Annotated in this window: 12 protein-coding genes and 1 tRNA gene; 9 read left to right on the top strand and 4 right to left on the bottom strand. The window is 42.0% G+C overall.

The window, feature by feature from the left end; all coding sequences use genetic code 11:
• Positions 1-88: 88 nt before the first annotated feature.
• From C5749_RS01045 to C5749_RS01035, 3 genes are all read left to right on the top strand, one after another.
• Positions 89-1,048 (top strand): hypothetical protein, encoded by a 960-nt coding sequence (locus C5749_RS01045; protein ID WP_105722207.1) that lies wholly within the window; start codon positions 89-91, stop codon positions 1,046-1,048.
• Positions 1,049-1,097: 49 nt separating this feature from the next.
• Entirely contained in the window at positions 1,098-1,949 is an 852-nt protein-coding gene (locus tag C5749_RS01040) for a universal stress protein (RefSeq protein WP_105722206.1), read from the top strand.
• 169 nt (positions 1,950-2,118) lie between these two features.
• On the top strand, positions 2,119-3,531 hold the full coding sequence (locus C5749_RS01035) for an alkaline phosphatase (protein WP_105722204.1): 1,413 nt from the start codon (positions 2,119-2,121) through the stop codon (positions 3,529-3,531).
• Between the two features lie 54 nt (positions 3,532-3,585).
• Here the strand turns inward: C5749_RS01035 and C5749_RS01030 are convergent.
• Both C5749_RS01030 and C5749_RS01025 read right to left on the bottom strand, forming a co-directional pair.
• Positions 3,586-3,669, bottom strand: a tRNA-Leu gene (locus C5749_RS01030).
• A gap of 64 nt (positions 3,670-3,733) precedes the next feature.
• Complete coding sequence (locus C5749_RS01025) at positions 3,734-4,612, bottom strand: Ppx/GppA phosphatase family protein (RefSeq protein WP_105722202.1); 879 nt, start codon at positions 4,610-4,612, stop codon at positions 3,734-3,736.
• Between the two features lie 184 nt (positions 4,613-4,796).
• Here C5749_RS01025 and C5749_RS01020 point away from each other — a divergent pair, with 184 nt between their 5' ends.
• The 5 genes from C5749_RS01020 to C5749_RS01000 all read left to right on the top strand — a co-directional run bounded on the left by C5749_RS01020 (position 4,797) and on the right by C5749_RS01000 (position 8,385).
• On the top strand, positions 4,797-5,876 hold the full coding sequence (locus C5749_RS01020) for an agmatinase family protein (RefSeq protein ID WP_105722200.1): 1,080 nt from the start codon (positions 4,797-4,799) through the stop codon (positions 5,874-5,876).
• A 177-nt stretch (positions 5,877-6,053) separates the two neighbouring features.
• Positions 6,054-6,494 carry a VOC family protein gene (locus tag C5749_RS01015; RefSeq protein ID WP_105722198.1) on the top strand — a complete coding sequence of 147 codons (441 nt, stop codon included), beginning with the start codon at positions 6,054-6,056 and terminating at the stop codon, positions 6,492-6,494.
• An 18-nt stretch (positions 6,495-6,512) separates the two neighbouring features.
• Positions 6,513-6,965 carry an SRPBCC domain-containing protein gene (locus C5749_RS01010; RefSeq protein ID WP_105722196.1) on the top strand — a complete coding sequence of 151 codons (453 nt, stop codon included), beginning with the start codon at positions 6,513-6,515 and terminating at the stop codon, positions 6,963-6,965.
• Positions 6,966-7,237: 272 nt separating this feature from the next.
• The gene (locus C5749_RS01005) at positions 7,238-7,534 is read left to right on the top strand and encodes an HU family DNA-binding protein (protein ID WP_105716714.1); all 297 of its coding nucleotides are present in this window, start codon (positions 7,238-7,240) and stop codon (positions 7,532-7,534) included.
• A 377-nt stretch (positions 7,535-7,911) separates the two neighbouring features.
• A complete protein-coding gene (locus C5749_RS01000) occupies positions 7,912-8,385 on the top strand; it encodes a helix-turn-helix domain-containing protein (RefSeq protein ID WP_181151234.1) in 474 nt (157 codons plus the stop codon).
• A 58-nt stretch (positions 8,386-8,443) separates the two neighbouring features.
• Here the strand turns inward: C5749_RS01000 and C5749_RS00995 are convergent, their stop codons facing one another.
• Positions 8,444-10,129, bottom strand: coding sequence for a RagB/SusD family nutrient uptake outer membrane protein (locus tag C5749_RS00995; protein WP_181151233.1), 1,686 nt, complete (start codon positions 10,127-10,129; stop codon positions 8,444-8,446).
• A gap of 16 nt (positions 10,130-10,145) precedes the next feature.
• Positions 10,146-13,232, bottom strand: a complete 3,087-nt coding sequence (locus tag C5749_RS00990; RefSeq protein WP_105722190.1) for a SusC/RagA family TonB-linked outer membrane protein — start codon at positions 13,230-13,232, stop codon at positions 10,146-10,148.
• Between the two features lie 495 nt (positions 13,233-13,727).
• Between C5749_RS00990 and C5749_RS00985 the strand changes: the two genes are divergently transcribed.
• Positions 13,728-16,841, top strand: a complete 3,114-nt coding sequence (locus C5749_RS00985; protein ID WP_105722188.1) for a SusC/RagA family TonB-linked outer membrane protein — start codon at positions 13,728-13,730, stop codon at positions 16,839-16,841.
• Position 16,842 lies beyond the last annotated feature (1 nt).

Below are 16,842 nucleotides of genomic sequence, written 5' to 3'. Positions count from 1 at the left end.
ACAGCAAAACACAAAAAAACAACATAAAGTTAACAGTAAGTTAACATAAATTGTGTCACTTGCCACCCGTAATATAAATACAAGCAAGATGGATATTTCTGCAATAGTAATGTACTTGGGTTTCGTATTGGCCGCTTATTCCGTCGTTGGTAACGATACTATACAGACGTTAGGTACATTTTTAAGTTCCAATGAACGAAAAAAATGGTGGGTATTATGGCTGTTCGCTGGAGGTATATTATCAATCACCCTCATCATTGGATATATAAACTACAATGGTGATGTTTCCTACGGTAGACTCGAAAAATATCCATTGCCAGATCCCTTCGCGTGGTATTTCTTGCTGCCGCCCGTTATCCTGATGCTCCTTACCCGAACGGGTATTCCGGTTAGTACCTCCTTTCTTATACTTACTTTTTTTAACCCCGAAAATCTGAACAAAATGGTGCTAAAGTCAGTTTCTGGTTATGCTGTAGCCTTTGGAGCAGCGATCGTCCTGTACTTAGCCATTTCAAAGATATTGGAGCGAAAATTTATCGAAAATCCAATTACCCGCCGGCAAACCGAGGTTTGGACAGCACTCCAATGGGGATCTACCGGTTTCCTTTGGTCGCAATGGCTAATACAGGATTTTGCAAATATTTACGTATATCTTCCGAGAAATCTCAATGGGTGGCAACTTGCCTTGTCTCTTGTCGTACTACTTGGTTTATTGGCTTACATTATCGCAACGAGAGGTGGCGCCATTCAAAATATTGTACGGTCTAAGACCAACACGGTTGATATCCGTTCGGCAACTATCATCGATTTTGCCTACGGTATTATCCTGTTCTTCTTTAAAGAACTGAACAACGTTCCGATGAGTACAACCTGGGTGTTTATCGGTATTTTGGCCGGACGGGAAATCGCAATCAACTTCATGTTGCGAAAAAAAGAAAATCGTAAAGCCATGTTTAGAAACCTTGGCATGGATTTAGTAAAAGTGATTATTGGTTTGATCGTCAGTATTGTTCTCGTGTATATGGTTCGTTACCTCGCAGCGAGGTAGCGAAAAACGATTAAAAAAACGAACTTATAAATCTTTATCTAACATTATTATGAAAAGCATACTCTTCCCAACTGATTTTTCTCAAGCATCCCTCAATGCATTCGATTATGCCCTTAAATATGCAGAAAAAATTCAGGTGAAGCTAATCGTTTATCACTGCTTTCTGCCTGGAGCAGAAATTGATGAGGAAACCCAAGCGATATATGAAAAAGTCGATATTGAAAACTTCCGTTCTAAAAAAGATAAGTTCCCCCCATTTGAGAAACTAATTGATAAGCTGTATGCTAATCGGGAAGGTGTCAAAGTTAAATATGTCGTAGAGGAAGGTCCGTTTATAGAGACTTTCAAAGCCTATGTTCGACGTAAGGAAGATAAGATAGAGCTAGTTATGATGGGGACACAAGCCATAAAAATGGGAATGTTTGACGTTTTTATGAAAACAAACACCTCTGTTATTCTCGAAGAAATCAACAAGCCGGTCATTGCTATCCCCGAACGGGCGTCTTTCGATGGCGACATCAATAATATTGTTTTTTTGGTAGATTATAGAGAAGATGAGAAAGGCCCCCTCGCTCAAATCGTAAAAATATGTGAAGAATTTGAAGCGAAACTACATGTATTGCACTTTGATTTAGCACACGGCGAATCCATCGTACCACTAATGGACCGATTTAAAGAGTCGCTGCATTTTAACGGCACCAAAGAAGATGTACATTTCCAGTCTATTGACACAATCAATTTAAAGGCTTCTCTTGCTGACTATTGTAAAACCAATAATATTGATATGGTTTGCCTGGTTAACCACAAGCGAAATTTCTACCAACGTCTTTTTTCATTCAGTCTCACGCAAGATTTGCTACGTAGCATAGACGTCCCTATTATGGCGATATACAACGAATAGGTGTGCTTGAAGAGGACAGCTCTCGACAATTGCAACACAAAAGCAACAGCCTACAAATAATTAACAATAAATTAAACTAAAGAGAACACCCGCTTTCCTCAAATCACCTAGCTTTGTGTCTTGATTTGTCCATCTCTCGAAGGGCACCGAATAAAGTACATAAGAATACATGAGACGTAGAGATTTTTTTAAAAAAACCGCATTAGGCGCTATAGGCGCTTCGGTTTTATCCCCTTTTTCTTCTTTCGCCGGACGTTTTACTGATGAAACGTTAGTAAACGCTGGTAGGGCCAAAAATATTATATTTATGGTAAGTGACGGTATGAGTATCGGCACATTAAACATGGCTGACATGATGCGCCAACGTAAAGAAGGCCGTAAAAGCAACTGGTTATCACTTTATTCGCATAATAAAGTGCGTCGCGCATTGATGGATACAGCTTCCGCGAATTCGCTGATTACAGACTCTGCGGCGGCAAGTTCCTCTTGGGGTGGTGGCGTTCGGGTACCAAACGGTTCCCTCAATGTTAACGCCGATGGATCGTTCAACAAACCTATTCTACAAAAATTTAAAACTGCCGGAAAATCCGTTGGCTGTGTAACAAGTGTAACCATCACCCACGCTACGCCAGCAGGTTTCTGTGTGAATAGCGCAAAGCGGTCGGCCGAACCCGCTATTGCGCTCCAGTATATGGATTTAGGTTTTGACGTCATGATGGGTGGCGGACAGGAATTTTTTGGTGCTAATAAGCGATCTGACAAGCAAGACCTTTTCACAAAATATCAGCAGGCTGGCTTCACCGTTTTGAAAAACCGCGATGACATGAATAAGCTTACCTTCCAAGAGAACAAGCCAATTATGGGTGTTTTTCATGACGGTGGTCTGCCTTATGCGCTGGATCGAGAAAATGATGCTGTACTCACGGCCAAAACACCGAGCTTGGCGGAGATGACAAAAACAGCTATCCAACAACTAAAAAAGAACAAAAACGGTTTTGTACTGCAGGTCGAAGGCGGCAAAGTCGACTGGGCAGCACATGCGAACGATCCGGGTGGGCTCATTTACGACCAGTTAGCGTTTGATGATGCCGTAGGCGAAGCAATTGCATTTGCGGAAGCGGATAAAGAAACTTTAGTAATCATTACGACCGATCATGGTAATGCCAACCCAGGGCTGTTCTCTGGAGCTGATGCCAATAACAACTTTGATCGTATACAAACATTTAAGCATACTAATGATTGGATATTGAACGGTGTAGACCAAAGCTACTCCGCTGCACGTCTGATCGAGCGTATAGAATTCGCACAAGGTTATGCGATTGCGACGGATGAAGCGAAAGCGTTATTGAGCCATTATGAACAGTTAGACGGTGAAGGGCTTTACAATCCTAGACGGTTGCCGTTCCAACAACTTGCCCAATATCAAAGAAAGCACTTGTCTATCGGCTGGGCTTCCATGGATCACTCTGCTGATTATGTAGAATTAGCGATGTACGGCCCTGGTAGTGAAGATTTAAAACCGTTCATCAAGAATATTGAGTTACACAACTTTATGTTGCACACTACGGGAGTACAGGCATAAATTATTAAAAAAATAAGAGAGGCTCAATGATGTAAGCCTCTCTTATCAATATAGTGCCCAGGAGCAGATTCGAACTGCCACGCCCTTGCGAGCGCCACCCCCTCAAGATGGTGCGTCTACCAATTTCGCCACCTGGGCATTGCGTGAACAAAAGTAATGCTTTTTAACTCATTAGAGAAAGGTTTTTACCGAATTTTACACTTTATTTTGCTAAGTTATTGTCTATCAAAGTCTGAATAATACCATCAACTAAACCGACCCTCGGTGCTACAATATTCTTTAATCGCGCTACTTTCATTATGGTCAGAAAAATCTCCGCGGCCGGAATAATAACATCTGCCCTATCTTGCTTTAATCCCAACACATGAATACGATCTTTTAGGGAATACGCATTCAAATGCTGATAAATTGCCCTAAGCTTTGCATAGGACATCGGCTTGTCAGCTTTATCATTGGCAATCCTTGAAAGTTTATTTATATTCCCTCCTGTTCCGATACCATATATATGTTTATATGCTTTTGTGTGCTCCTTTATCCATAATTTCATATTTTCCCAAGTTTCAGGTTTATCTTGGTTATCCAATATACGAATAGTTCCCAGATTAAAAGACTGTGAAGCGACTAACTTCCCATTTGCAAAAAGAGAAATCTCCGTGCTCCCTCCCCCAACATCAATATAGAGATACACCCTACCGGTATCCATCTTATCTTGGAGGTGGCTATTATAGATTATTTTGGCTTCGTGGCTACCGCCTATAATTTGGATGTCAATCCCTACTTTTTTACACGCCGCCGCTATATCTGCTCCGTTGTTCGCGTCCCGCATGGCAGAAGTCGCACAAGCCATATAGTCAGAAACACGGTAGACATCCATGAGATTACGAAAAGCTTGCATAGTTTTCACCATATTATCAAATTTCGGCTTTGATATATGCTGATCTATAAACGCATCGTCTCCTAGACGTAAGGGTACTCGAATAAGCGCTTCTTTTTTAAACTGAACTGGCTTTGTTTCCGTATTCACTTCCGCAATTAATAATCTAACGGCGTTAGATCCGATATCTATAGCTCCGTATCTCACAGATGATAATTTTGATGGTGTCGATTATGATTTAATAATGTACAATATTACTAAATACAATATTAATATGTTGTTAAGTTAATGTATCTATTTTGTTTTTTAAACACATCAATAAAAAATATCTTTTCCCCGAATCCGAGGAAAAAACTTTCTATTATCTTTACAAGAAAATCAGAACATTACCATGTCTACAAAAGAACAGAAAATAGCAGATTTTGATCCGTCGCAGCCAGGATTAGCTGATGCCAGCATTTATGGCCTACCGTTTACTGCCGACGAAAGCGAAATTATCGTCGTACCTGTACCTTGGGAAGTAACCGTAAGCTACGGCGAAGGGGCATCATTAGGTCCAGAAGCTATTATGGAAGCATCTTTCCAAGTAGATTTACTTCATCAGGAATTTCCCGATTTATGGAAACTCGGCATCTACATGGACCAAGCACCCGAACAATGGTTAGCCAACAGCAAACGATATAAAAAGTTAGCGCAGCCCGTTATTGAAGCATTAGAAGCGGGGAAAGATATTAAACAAACCCCAGGTTTACAGGCAGATTTGGCTATTATCAATGAAGCTTGTGAGACCCTGAACAAAGCTCTACATGAGCGTGTGTCAAATTGGCTAGCAAAAGGAAAAAGGGTCGTCCTACTTGGAGGTGATCACTCTACCCCTTTGGGCTATTACCGTGCGTTAGCAGATAAATACGATAATTTCGGGATTCTTCATTTTGATGCTCACATGGACCTACGCGTTGCCTATGAAGGATTTACCTATTCACATGCCTCTATTATGTACAATGCTATTCAATTGCCTCAGGTCAGCAAATTGATCCAAGTGGGAATACGTGATTTTTGTGAACAAGAGGTTTCTATTGCGAAATCCTCTGCCAAAATACATGTTTTTACAGACACAGATCTCAAAGCAAGACAATTTGAAGGCCAATCATGGCAACAACAAGTAAATGAAATAATCGATTTGCTTCCTCACCATGTTGCCGTGAGTTTTGATATTGATGCATTGTATCGTTGGTATTGTCCAAACACCGGAACACCCGTACCAGGAGGGCTATCATACGAGCAGGTGACTTATATGCTGAGTGCGTTAGCTAATTCCGGCAAGCATATCGTCGGAGTTGACTTGGTCGAAGTGGCACCGGGCGAAACCGATGAATGGGATGGAAACGTGGGAGCACGTTTACTATTCCATTTGTGCGGTGTATTAGCAAAAAACAACGGCTTAAATACCGGCAAGCCGGTCACATTTTAAAAGTAGATTTGAGGCAGGCACATATGGCCCGCCTCAAATCCTTACTGCTATCGCATTCTTTTCTTGTCTTATGATAAGACATTCCTTCTTTGAGCCTTTTATATTTGACTACATAAGAAAGCAATAAAGTCACAACAAAAAGATAATTTATAATATCTCACCTATAATAATAATATCATGACAAAACTACACGCTTACCTTAACTTTAATGGAAACTGCGAGGAAGCTTTTCAGTTTTACCAAACTGTTTTTGGTGGTCCATTTCTAGGGATTCACCGATTTGGAGATATGCCGGCGGACCCCAATTTTACGGTTCCCGAAACAGATAGAAACAAAATCATGCATACGGCTCTACGGATTAATGAACATGCCATGATTATGGGCTCAGACTGCATCGAGAGTTTTGGTCAGAAAGCAGTGTTTGGCACCTCCAACTATATTATGTTGGACACCGACTCGCCAGAACAAGCTCAGATGCTACATGATAAACTCAGCGTAAATGCGCAAACAATGGAAATGGATTTAGGAGAAACATTTTTTGCGGAGTTGTTTTCTTCTTTCGTGGATCAGTTTGGTATCGCTTGGATGATTCACTATGAAGGCAATAAAGCAATGTAGCAATTAATAAACGCTTTTATGAAACTTACTGCCACAGCCAAAATTCAAATACAAAAACCTATTGCCGAGGTTTTCGATGCGATTATTAAACCAGAAAAAATGAACGGCTACTTTATAGCAGATGCTACAGGGAAATTAGAAAAGGGTGTCACGGTTGAATGGTTGTTTCCTGAGTTTCCTGAGCGTTTTCCTGTAACAGGCAAAGAAATCACATCCTCCAGCTATATCTCATTTGATTGGAGCGGTGGGCTCGAGAATCAACTTGTGGAAATATTTTTGACGGAAAGTGATAATCAATCCACTGTTGTAAAGGTTATTGAACACGAAATGGATAATACCATAGAAGGAATTGAACGCGTAAAAGGCCAAACGGAGGGATGGGCAAATTTTTTAGCTTGTCTAAAAGCTTATCTCGAATACGGAATAAATCTACGACAGGGAGCATTTGATTTTATGCGATCGACGATGTAGTTCTCCTTCAAGAGTTTAATTTTTCAGGAAAAAGAAAAAAAATTATTATTCTTTAAGCATTAATTTTGGTTTAAACGATATTATATTTATATTCGAATCGAAAGTAAGGATACACCTAGTATGCAACTATAGAAGAACCGGATATAAACCGTTAAAAAGCATGTCTAGCACATACTTCAAACGAGAATATAAAAAGTTAATGTTGTTATCTAAAATTTATATTTGTGGCATAGAATTGGTACGTACACTATAAATCTTAAACTTGAATAATAATGAACAAAACAGATTTGATTAAGCATATTGCCAGCGAGGCTGGAATTACGCAGTCACAAGCAGAGAAAGCCGTCAACAGTTTTACGGGGGCGGTGTCTTCATCCTTATCAAAAGGCGAAAACGTTACTTTAATTGGTTTTGGAACTTTTGGTATATCCGATCGTGCTGCTCGAAATGGTAGAAACCCGCAAACTGGAGCGACTATCAAAATAGCTGCGAAAAAACTTCCTAAATTCACTGCTGGTAAAGCCCTTAAAGAAGCCGTAGATGCTCCTAAAAAAGGAAAGAAAAAATAGTATAAATAGTATAAAATAAAAAATAGGGAGCGATGCTCCCTATTTTTTTTAACAACTTACAACAGCCCCGTATGACGTGTATACTTAGCGGATTTTTGTAACGAGGCTGCGTAAGTTGGGGACCTTATTGGTTTCCGCAGTGGTAGGAAAGCCTATGTGCTTCTTCCTTTTATACCGGGCTGTGTGCCATCAATTAAATAAATCTCTTTTCTGCTATTTTTTAACGGTCTCCATGCGCAAAGAAACAATCCATATCCGGATGCAATGTACGTCACATTGGCTATACACTTCAAATATACAACATTTTCTATTTAAAGCAAATATTTAATAAACTTTATTTGTACAAAATTTGCGCAAACAATAACTCTATTTGTGATGTGCTACGCATCAACGGGGATATACTTATTAGCATCGGTGCCGAACTTCGTGCCCGACGTGAAGCATTGTCTTTCTCGCAGAACGACATCGCTAACATGACAGGGCTTACTGTCAACACCGTTTCTGCCTTAGAAAAAGGGAAGGGTTCTACACTAAATAATTTCTTGCTTATTTGTCGCGCACTTAAAATCCAGCCCAAAGCTATTTTTGTGAATGATATTGATTTAACCCCGCTCTACATATTGCCCCCGTCAACAAAACGTCGAATCGATATCACTAAAAAACTTGACGAACTCGTCAATAACAGTGATTTCTTCCATACGCCTAAACGTGTCGCAGAAGTTATCGAAAAACTCGAATCCGACAGAAGCGAGAGCAATAAATTCTCCGTTTATCTCACGGGTTACTGTAAAGAAGGAGAACTAGAATACATTAAGGAGGGCAACATCAAGCGCTATGTAAAAAAGAAATAAGTCTCTTTACTTTTCAGCAAAGAGACTTAAGTCGGAATAGCTTTCTTTCCGATAGCCGTTAATTGTAGCCAGGATTTTGCAGAACTTGGGCTTCATTAATATCAATTGCCGCTTGTGGAATAGGACGATAGATTTTATCTTGTCCATCCGTTCCCCGAAAAGCCTCTTCCGCACCGACCCGACGGATGTCAAAATTATAGCGCCCACACAGTTCTTTCAGTTTTCCAGTACGTCTCAGTTCAGCCCATCTCAGATATTCTCCTGCAAACTCTTTCGCACTTTCTATTAACAATCCATCTAATGCTTCGCTTTGGTTAGATGCGTTGGCGATACTTTGTGATGGCTTAAGCATACCTCCGTCTTTAGCATTTTGTGGACGGTCTAAAATGTGCTGGACGTATTGCTCTGCTGTACCAAAGTCGTTTAACCCAATGCTAGCTTCCGCATAAAGAAAATAGGTTTCAGCTTTACGTGCCAATACGATGTCCCGTACGCTCACATGTGTGCCAAATATCTCGCGGGTACTCGGACTGTCAAACTTTTTGATCACAGGCGTCACGAAATCCAACTGGTAATTAGCCCGGTATTCTTGCTCATCATATTTAAAGGGATAATACCGAAAATTAGAAGCAATCTGATGTTCCTTTCCTTGTACCCAAGCTAAGGAATCGGCAGATGTGTACTCCCTTCCCCAAACCCGAGGATAATAGGCTCGGATTAGCATTTCATTTTTATCTTTATTACCGTCATAGTAGTCAAAATATTGATCATATATCGTCAACATAAACGTTGCGTCGTATCGGGCGTCGTTTTCTCCATAAAAGTTATGCAAACTCCAAGCCGGAATCAACGGCGAGGTCATATATTTATGGTTCAGCTCCGCCCCACCCAAATATGGGCCGAACAAAGACTGCTGATTGTTTCCCTCACTGACATCTCCTATAGATTCTTCGTCGTATTGTACTGCAAATAGCACCTCATCATTCATTTCATTCAATGGCGACCATAACTCTTCGTAAGGAATGCTGATGCTATATCCACCAATTGCTGCCTCTGCATATTCTTGCGCTTTTTCGAAATCAGCACGTTGATCTAAGTCCCATCCTCTTGTTAGATATGCCTTAGCTAGGTAATGATTTGCAGCTGCCTGGTTCACTCTTGCGCGGTCATTTCCCAAATCCGGTAATGCGGCCTCCATTTCACTAATCACAAAGTCGAAGGATTCAGCCAACGAAGCGCGAGGAAGATTTAGCCGTGGCTCCTCCAAGGTCGGCTCATCGTTGATAACAATTCCGCCAAACTGCTCGATTAACGTGAAGTGGTAAAAAGCGCGCAAAAATCTCAGTTCAGCCAACCAGGTTTTCCGCTGGACTTCATCTACTTCGGTGATATCGTTATAAAATATCGCTACGTTGATATTCTGTATGGCTTCATAGCAGTTTCTATAAAAGGTCAATACATCTCCGTTATCCGCAAAAAGCTGCGTATATTCCATCAAAGCACGGTTATCAAATCCTCTGTTCATTTGATAGATATCCGTACCCCCCAATAAAAGCCAGGGTGCTTGCCGGCCGAACGTTGTACGTAAGGTAGCATAAGATGAGTTGACGATAGATTTGTAGCCTGCTTCCGTTTTATAAAACTCCTCATTGGTAATACCTCCGCGGTTATCTTCTTCGAGAAACTTTTCACATCCCGACAAAGCAAACACACTGACCAATAATGCAAATATTGTTTTTTTCATCACTTTCTCTTTTAATTTAAAATCTGACATTAACCCCCAATTGATACGTTACGTTACTTGGTCCATTTCCGTCGCTCAACGCCGTTGTTGCATATTCCGGATCCCAACCTTCATATTTTGTAAACACAAAAGGATTCAAAATATTGGCATATATACGCATCGAGGACATTTTCCATTTAGAAACAATTTCGCTAGGCAAAGTATATCCCGCCACAATGTTTCTGATTTTGACAAAAGATGCATCTGTATAACGTCCATTATTACCATAGTAAGGACCTACGTTTTGTGGATGCGGATACTTGGCGTTTTCATTTCCTTGGCCACTATCACCCCACACAGCTTTCGGACTTCCATCGGCATGCGTATCCCAATTATTCCAATCATAGCGTGGAAGACCTGGTGGAATATAATAATCATATCTGATCTTCGGCCGCCCGCGCTGGGTATTTTGTGGCCCAAACTCTTCCAAAAACCTATCCGCTACGAAAACGCCTTGACGTGTATATAGGTTAACAGAAAGATCCCAGTTTTTATAGCGCAGATTTGATGTCACGCTACCGATCCAATCCGGGTAAGGTGATCCCAATATGACGCGATCAGCCGGTGTTATCCGACCGTTACCGTCCGTATCGGCCGCAATAGCCTGTCCTGGCTGTTGCCCGTATCGAGCCGCTTCCTCCAGTTGGTCCATGCGCCATAACCCTGTAATCCGATAATCATAGATAACTTCGATAGGCTGTCCTATAAAGCGGGTCTCCCCCACTACGTCTTCTTTTTTTCCATACAGGCTTTGGATCTTGTTTTTGTTATGGGAGAACATAAAAGAGGTTGTCCATTCCCAGTCGTTGCGGCTGATATTCGTCGTGTGCAACCCGACTTCCACACCACGGTTGCTGACCGAACCGATGTTGTCCATCATCCAAGGCACACCCGATTCAATCGTCAATGTACGCTGCATCAATAAACCGTCGGAAAGCTTATCATAAAACTCAACGTTACCCCGTACCCGATGATTGAACAAACTGAAATCCACCCCAACATTTAGTTCTCTCGTCTTTTCCCAAGTAATAACCGGGTTAATTGGAGGTCCTGACATAAAGCCTCTCACCGGGGTTCCGTTAAAATCATACCAAATAACGGTATTGGTTCGGGGCGTTAATTGGCTATCAAACGGCTCAATACCGTTGTTATTACCCGAATACCCAAGACTCGCTCGTAGTTTCAAATCGTTGACGAATGACGCAGTTTGCATAAAATTCTCTTCTGAAATGCGCCAAGCGGCCGCCATTGACGGGAATGCAGCCCATTTATTGCGTAGCTTGGAGCTACCATCATAACGGACAGTCCCTGTCAATAGGTAACGTCCCTTGAAATCATAGTTTGCCCGAGCTGCAAAAGAAAGTAAACTTGTTTCTGCATAGGATGTTCCCGATTGATTTGGGGCAAACGCACCACTGAACAGGTTGTACCACTGAGACGGATAAGGTAAATCATTAGCTCCAGCCTGAATACCTTCAATTCTCGTTTTGTAAGCACTTTGAATTAACGAAACGTCTAGTTTATGATCATTTCCCATAACTGTATTATAGTTGATAACGTTATCCCAGGTCCACTCCAGATTTTCGATATTGTCCTGATACGACACATCCTGATTTCGCGTCCCAGGGACGATACCATAATAACGGCCTGTCCGCATCCGACTGAATCGTGGCATGAAGGTACTGCGAATAGATAAATTCTCCATCGGGCGCAATTCTGCAAAAATATTCGATAGTAAATCGTATTGACGGATTTCCTCCGTACCACTATTAATTTCATTCAACGGATTCGGCGAACTCGTGAAATTTCCGTCACCTTGAATGGACGCCGCGATACCAGGTTGTGCGATCAGGTTACCACTATCGTCATAGGCATACAGAATGGGCGGCATACGCAAGATGTCACGATAACCATGTTGACTTCCCGAGTTATTGATTCCGTGCACAAAATTGATGCTAGCCCCTGTACTAAAATAGTCGGACGTTTTATGTTCCACTGAAAGTTTCAACGTGTATCGATTCAGATCTTCTTTCAAAAAGTTGCCGACTTCCTGTTGATAGCCCACACCAAGATTATAAGTCAGTTTATCAGCTGCACCGGCAATTCCCAAATAGTGGTTTTGTTGTCTCCCTGTCTTCGTCCCCAGCCCCAACCAATCCTCGTACTGTTCGTTATAAAGACGTGACTCCAATAGTGGGCTATTCTGTAGGATCGTATTCTGATTGCCTAGCGAATACTGGTTGTTAGCATAGGTATAAAACGCCGAAGTACGAAAATCGACCCATTCTCTACCATCCATAAAATCTGGGATTCTAGCTAACTGCCGCACACCATAATAACCATCATAAGTTACCGTTGTTCGGGTATCTCCCGGTCTCCCGGCATTCTTGGTGGTCACGATCACAACACCATTTGACCCCCTTGATCCATATATCGCCGTGGACGAAGCATCTTTTAGCACATCAATATTCTCGATGTCCGCTGGGTTTAGAAAATCAATGTTACCGGTTGCAATACCGTCGACGATATACAAAGGATTCCCTCCTTGCATAGAATTTTGTCCCCTGATCTGGATATTGAATGTTCTGCCCGGGCGTGTAGAAGTACTACTGATGTCAACTCCTGGCACAGTACCCTGCAGCGCTTCCATGGCAGAGGTCGTTCCTCGTTCCTGGAGCTCTTTGCCTCCGACAGAACCAACGGCGCCAGTAAGATCCTTCTTGCGGACACTTCCGTATCCCACCGCCACCACTTCGTCCAAAGCTAAGGCTTCGTCAACTATTAAGACAATATCAAGACTGGCAGTTCCTTCAATAGGTATCGTCTTCGATTTATATCCCATAAGATCGACAACAAGTGAGTGTGTCCCTTCTTCGGGAATTGTCAATTTAAACGTGCCATCGGCATCTGTACTGGCACCTATTGTTGATTGTGCTAACCGAACACTCGCACCGGCCAGAGGCATTCCGACTTCGTCCTTTACAATTCCGGTCACCTGCCGATTCTGTCCCATAGCATACATGCTAGAAAGAAAGGTAAAAAATAAAAATATGAACTTCCTCATAAATGATTTTGTTTAAGTAAAGTAAGATGAAATATTTCGTTGATTGTGTGTAAATAGGAGGTTTGATTAATCATCGAAAAAATGACTTGAAGAGAAATACCGGATAGATACCATAATACAATTTATATGTTTGTTTAACTTGGCCAGCTATTTGTCCTTCTCTGAAAGAAAGATAAACAACTAGATTTATATATTAGCTTGATGAAGATAACGATCTCGGTGACAATCCACGAATTAATCACCTATTAAAAAAGCGCAATCGTTGCCGGCAACGTTTCCGTCACCTTTGTAAAACGAAAAACCGTAAGACAACCTTCCAAACGTTAATAAACTAAAAGATGTTTGCATAACAAACTTTAAATAAAGACTACCAACTCTATATATATTATTTATATTTGCACCGCAAATTAGAAGAAGCGGGAAAAACCTGGCTGTCTATAACACCAGAGAATTCTCGTTCCGAAACAAACAATTTTAATTTTAAATGCCGTACTTATGTCTAGAATTACAATATGTTTTTATGCTTATCTGACACTTTTGCTGCTTTTAAGCTTCTCTATCTCTCTCCGTGCTCAGACGCGCACGATAGAAGGGACCGTAACAGATGCGTTTACCGGAGAACCGCTAGTAGGTGTAAGCGTTCAGGTTTCCGGTCAACTAAACAGCACGTCTACCCAAGGAGACGGACATTATAACCTAGCAATTGACGATGCTGCTGTCGAGCTGATATTTTCATATCTGGGGTACGACACTAAGCGTCTCCCCATCAACTCTTCTACAATTAACGTATCTCTGGAAGTTTCAAGTAAAGATCTGGACGAGGTCGTGGTTGTAGCTTATGGAACATCGCGAAGAGGAAATATAACGGGATCCGTAAGCACGATTAACAACAAACAGCTTGAAAATCGGCAGGTTTCCGATATCTCCAAAGCTTTTGAAGGACAGGTTCCTGGGCTACAGTCCGTAGCTGCATCCGGACAGCCTGGCACAGGGGCTACCATCCGTATCCGTGGAATAGGTTCCATTAATGCTTCGGCTGACCCGCTATATGTAGTCGATGGCAGCCCATATATGGGCGATATCAATGCCATCAATCCGAATGATATTCAATCCGTCAGCGTATTAAAGGATGCAGCCTCCAGTGCACTTTATGGTTCGCGAGGTGCAAATGGTGTCATTATCATCACGACGAAAAGCGGACAAGCCGGTGAAAAAGCAGCTATTAACGTCAACTTTACCCAAGGAGCAACAAATCGAGCAGTAAACGATTACGAACAAGTAACAACGGACGAGTATTTTATGCTGTATTGGGAAGCACTTCGCAATAAAAACCTCTCCAGCAACCTCAATCCGGAACAGGCTGCCAGAAATGCCAGTAGTACCTTGCTTACCGATTTAAATATTAATCCGTATGGACCAGATTATTCCCAGCCCATCGGGTTAGATGGGCAGTTAGTAGCCGGGGCGAGCCCCCTGTGGAACGATAACTGGGCTGATGTATTACAACGCACAGGCAGTCGCACGCAAGCTGATCTTAATTTGAGCGGTGGCGGCGAAAACCACACCTATTTTATATCGGGTGGTTATCTGAATGAAAATGGAATCGCGATTGAATCTGGTTATCGACGCTATAATGTACGTTCAAACATCGACGCGAAGCTGCGCCCTTGGCTGAATGCTGGGGTTAACTTTGCCGGAAGTAGCTCACTTCAAAAGTATCCGCAATCAGAAGACAGCAACACAGCAAACATTATCAATTTCTCCCGGCTTGTACCTTCTTTTTATCCTTATTACAAACGCCACCCGGACGGCAGCTACGAGACAGATGCGCACAATAACAAAGTCTGGGACTTCGGGGATTACCGTCCCAGTGGAGCTACCCCAAGAAACAACTTAGCTGCATCCCTCCCACTGGATAAAAATGATATTCTACGAGAAAACGTTTCTACCCGAGCATACCTAGAGGCAATACTGCACCCAGCTCTAAAATTTAGATCGACTTATAGTGTGGATTATATCAATTCCAATACGCACAATTATACCAACCCAATCTACGGCAATTCAGCTGAGCGTGGAGGAACTGTATACAAATCCAATGTACGGACTGTAGCGCAAACCTGGAACAACATCTTGACTTTCGACAAACAATTTGACGACCACCACCTTAACGTACTAGCGGGGCACGAATATTATGATTTCCATTCAGCCAATATTAGTGGAGATCGTGAACGTTTCGTTTTACCCGGGTTTTATGAGCCTATTGCTGCATCACAATTGAATTCATTTACAGGGTCATCCTCCGATTATAGGTTATTGAGTTTTTTGGGACGAGCAGAATATAACTATCTAAACCGTTATCATCTTTCAGTTTCTTTACGGACCGATGGTTCGTCTCGATTTGCACCAGAAAGTCGATGGGGTACGTTTTGGTCCGTGGGTGGCTCATGGAAAGTAGCAGAAGAAAGCTTCTTCCAGGACCAGACACTCATCAACCAACTGACATTGCGTGCAAGCTACGGTGGCCAGGGAAATGATAATCTTGGAACATACTATGCGCATCAAGGTTTATACACGATAGCCAATAATTTAGGTCGAGGAGGAACAGTAACTAATCGCCTTCCTACACCAGATTTAAAATGGGAAACAAATCTCAATTTAAATCTCGGTTTGGATATTGCCATACTCCAGAATCGGATCTCGTTGTCTGCGGAGTATTTTAACAGACAAAGTAAGGACCTCCTATTTACCATGCCGCTGCCACCGTCGTCTGGCTATATTGGATATGATGCAAATATTGGTTCTATGAAAAATACAGGTTTCGATATAGATTTACGCACGATACCCGTGAGAACTTCGGATTTTCGGTGGAACCTAGACATAAATTTCTCTCATTATCGTAACCAGATAACGGATCTCCCAACCGAAAACAACGAACCGTTAGACGCGGGAAATAAACTTTTGCGCATCGGAGGTTCCATTTATGATTTTTATATCCCCGAATGGGCTGGTGTAGATCCAGAGAACGGGAATCCATTATGGTACCTAGCCGATGAGGAAGGCAACAGAAGTAACAAGACGACTTCGATTCATGGGGATGCAGGACGATTCATACAAGGGAGTTCGCTACCCAAGCTTGTAGGTGGTATAAATAACAGCTTTTCCTATAAAAGCGTAGATTTTTCCGCATTGCTAAGTTTTAGTATCGGCGGACAGGTTTTAGATAATGATTATCTGATGATTATGCATAATGGGAATACGCCCGGTCGCGCTTGGAGCAAGGAGATCTTAAATCGTTGGACACCTGAAAATACAGAAACCGATGTGCCGCGTTTGACTACCGACAATTTGAGTTGGACGTCTACTTCTACCCGCTTCCTCTATAGTGGAACATATGCTCGCTTGAAGAATGTTAGTATCGGATATACAATCCCTCAATCCGTCCTATCACGTATAGGAATAGGGAACTTGCGGATCTTTGCACTAGCAGAAAACATATTCACTTTTTACGGACACAACGGGATGGATCCTGAGCAGACTGTAAATGGATCAACCTATTATCGATATCCTGCTATACGCACTATCTCTGGCGGGTTACAATTGGGACTATAAA

The sequence above is a fragment of the Sphingobacterium gobiense genome, from assembly GCF_002980575.1.
Classification (GTDB): Bacteria; Bacteroidota; Bacteroidia; order Sphingobacteriales; family Sphingobacteriaceae; genus Sphingobacterium; species Sphingobacterium gobiense.
Note: the sequence above shows the minus strand (reverse complement) of the source record. Positions and strands in the feature narration are given on the sequence as shown.

Coding starts and splice junctions, on each gene's coding strand:
- C5749_RS01045 (WP_105722207.1), top strand. CDS start 89: ATGGATATTTCTGCAATAGTAATGTACTTGGGTTTCGTATTGGCCGCT.
- C5749_RS01040 (WP_105722206.1), top strand. CDS start 1,098: ATGAAAAGCATACTCTTCCCAACTGATTTTTCTCAAGCATCCCTCAAT.
- C5749_RS01035 (WP_105722204.1), top strand. CDS start 2,119: ATGAGACGTAGAGATTTTTTTAAAAAAACCGCATTAGGCGCTATAGGC.
- C5749_RS01020 (WP_105722200.1), top strand. CDS start 4,797: ATGTCTACAAAAGAACAGAAAATAGCAGATTTTGATCCGTCGCAGCCA.
- C5749_RS01015 (WP_105722198.1), top strand. CDS start 6,054: ATGACAAAACTACACGCTTACCTTAACTTTAATGGAAACTGCGAGGAA.
- C5749_RS01010 (WP_105722196.1), top strand. CDS start 6,513: ATGAAACTTACTGCCACAGCCAAAATTCAAATACAAAAACCTATTGCC.
- C5749_RS01005 (WP_105716714.1), top strand. CDS start 7,238: ATGAACAAAACAGATTTGATTAAGCATATTGCCAGCGAGGCTGGAATT.
- C5749_RS00995 (WP_181151233.1), bottom strand. CDS start 10,129: ATGAAAAAAACAATATTTGCATTATTGGTCAGTGTGTTTGCTTTGTCG.
- C5749_RS00990 (WP_105722190.1), bottom strand. CDS start 13,232: ATGAGGAAGTTCATATTTTTATTTTTTACCTTTCTTTCTAGCATGTAT.
- C5749_RS00985 (WP_105722188.1), top strand. CDS start 13,728: ATGTCTAGAATTACAATATGTTTTTATGCTTATCTGACACTTTTGCTG.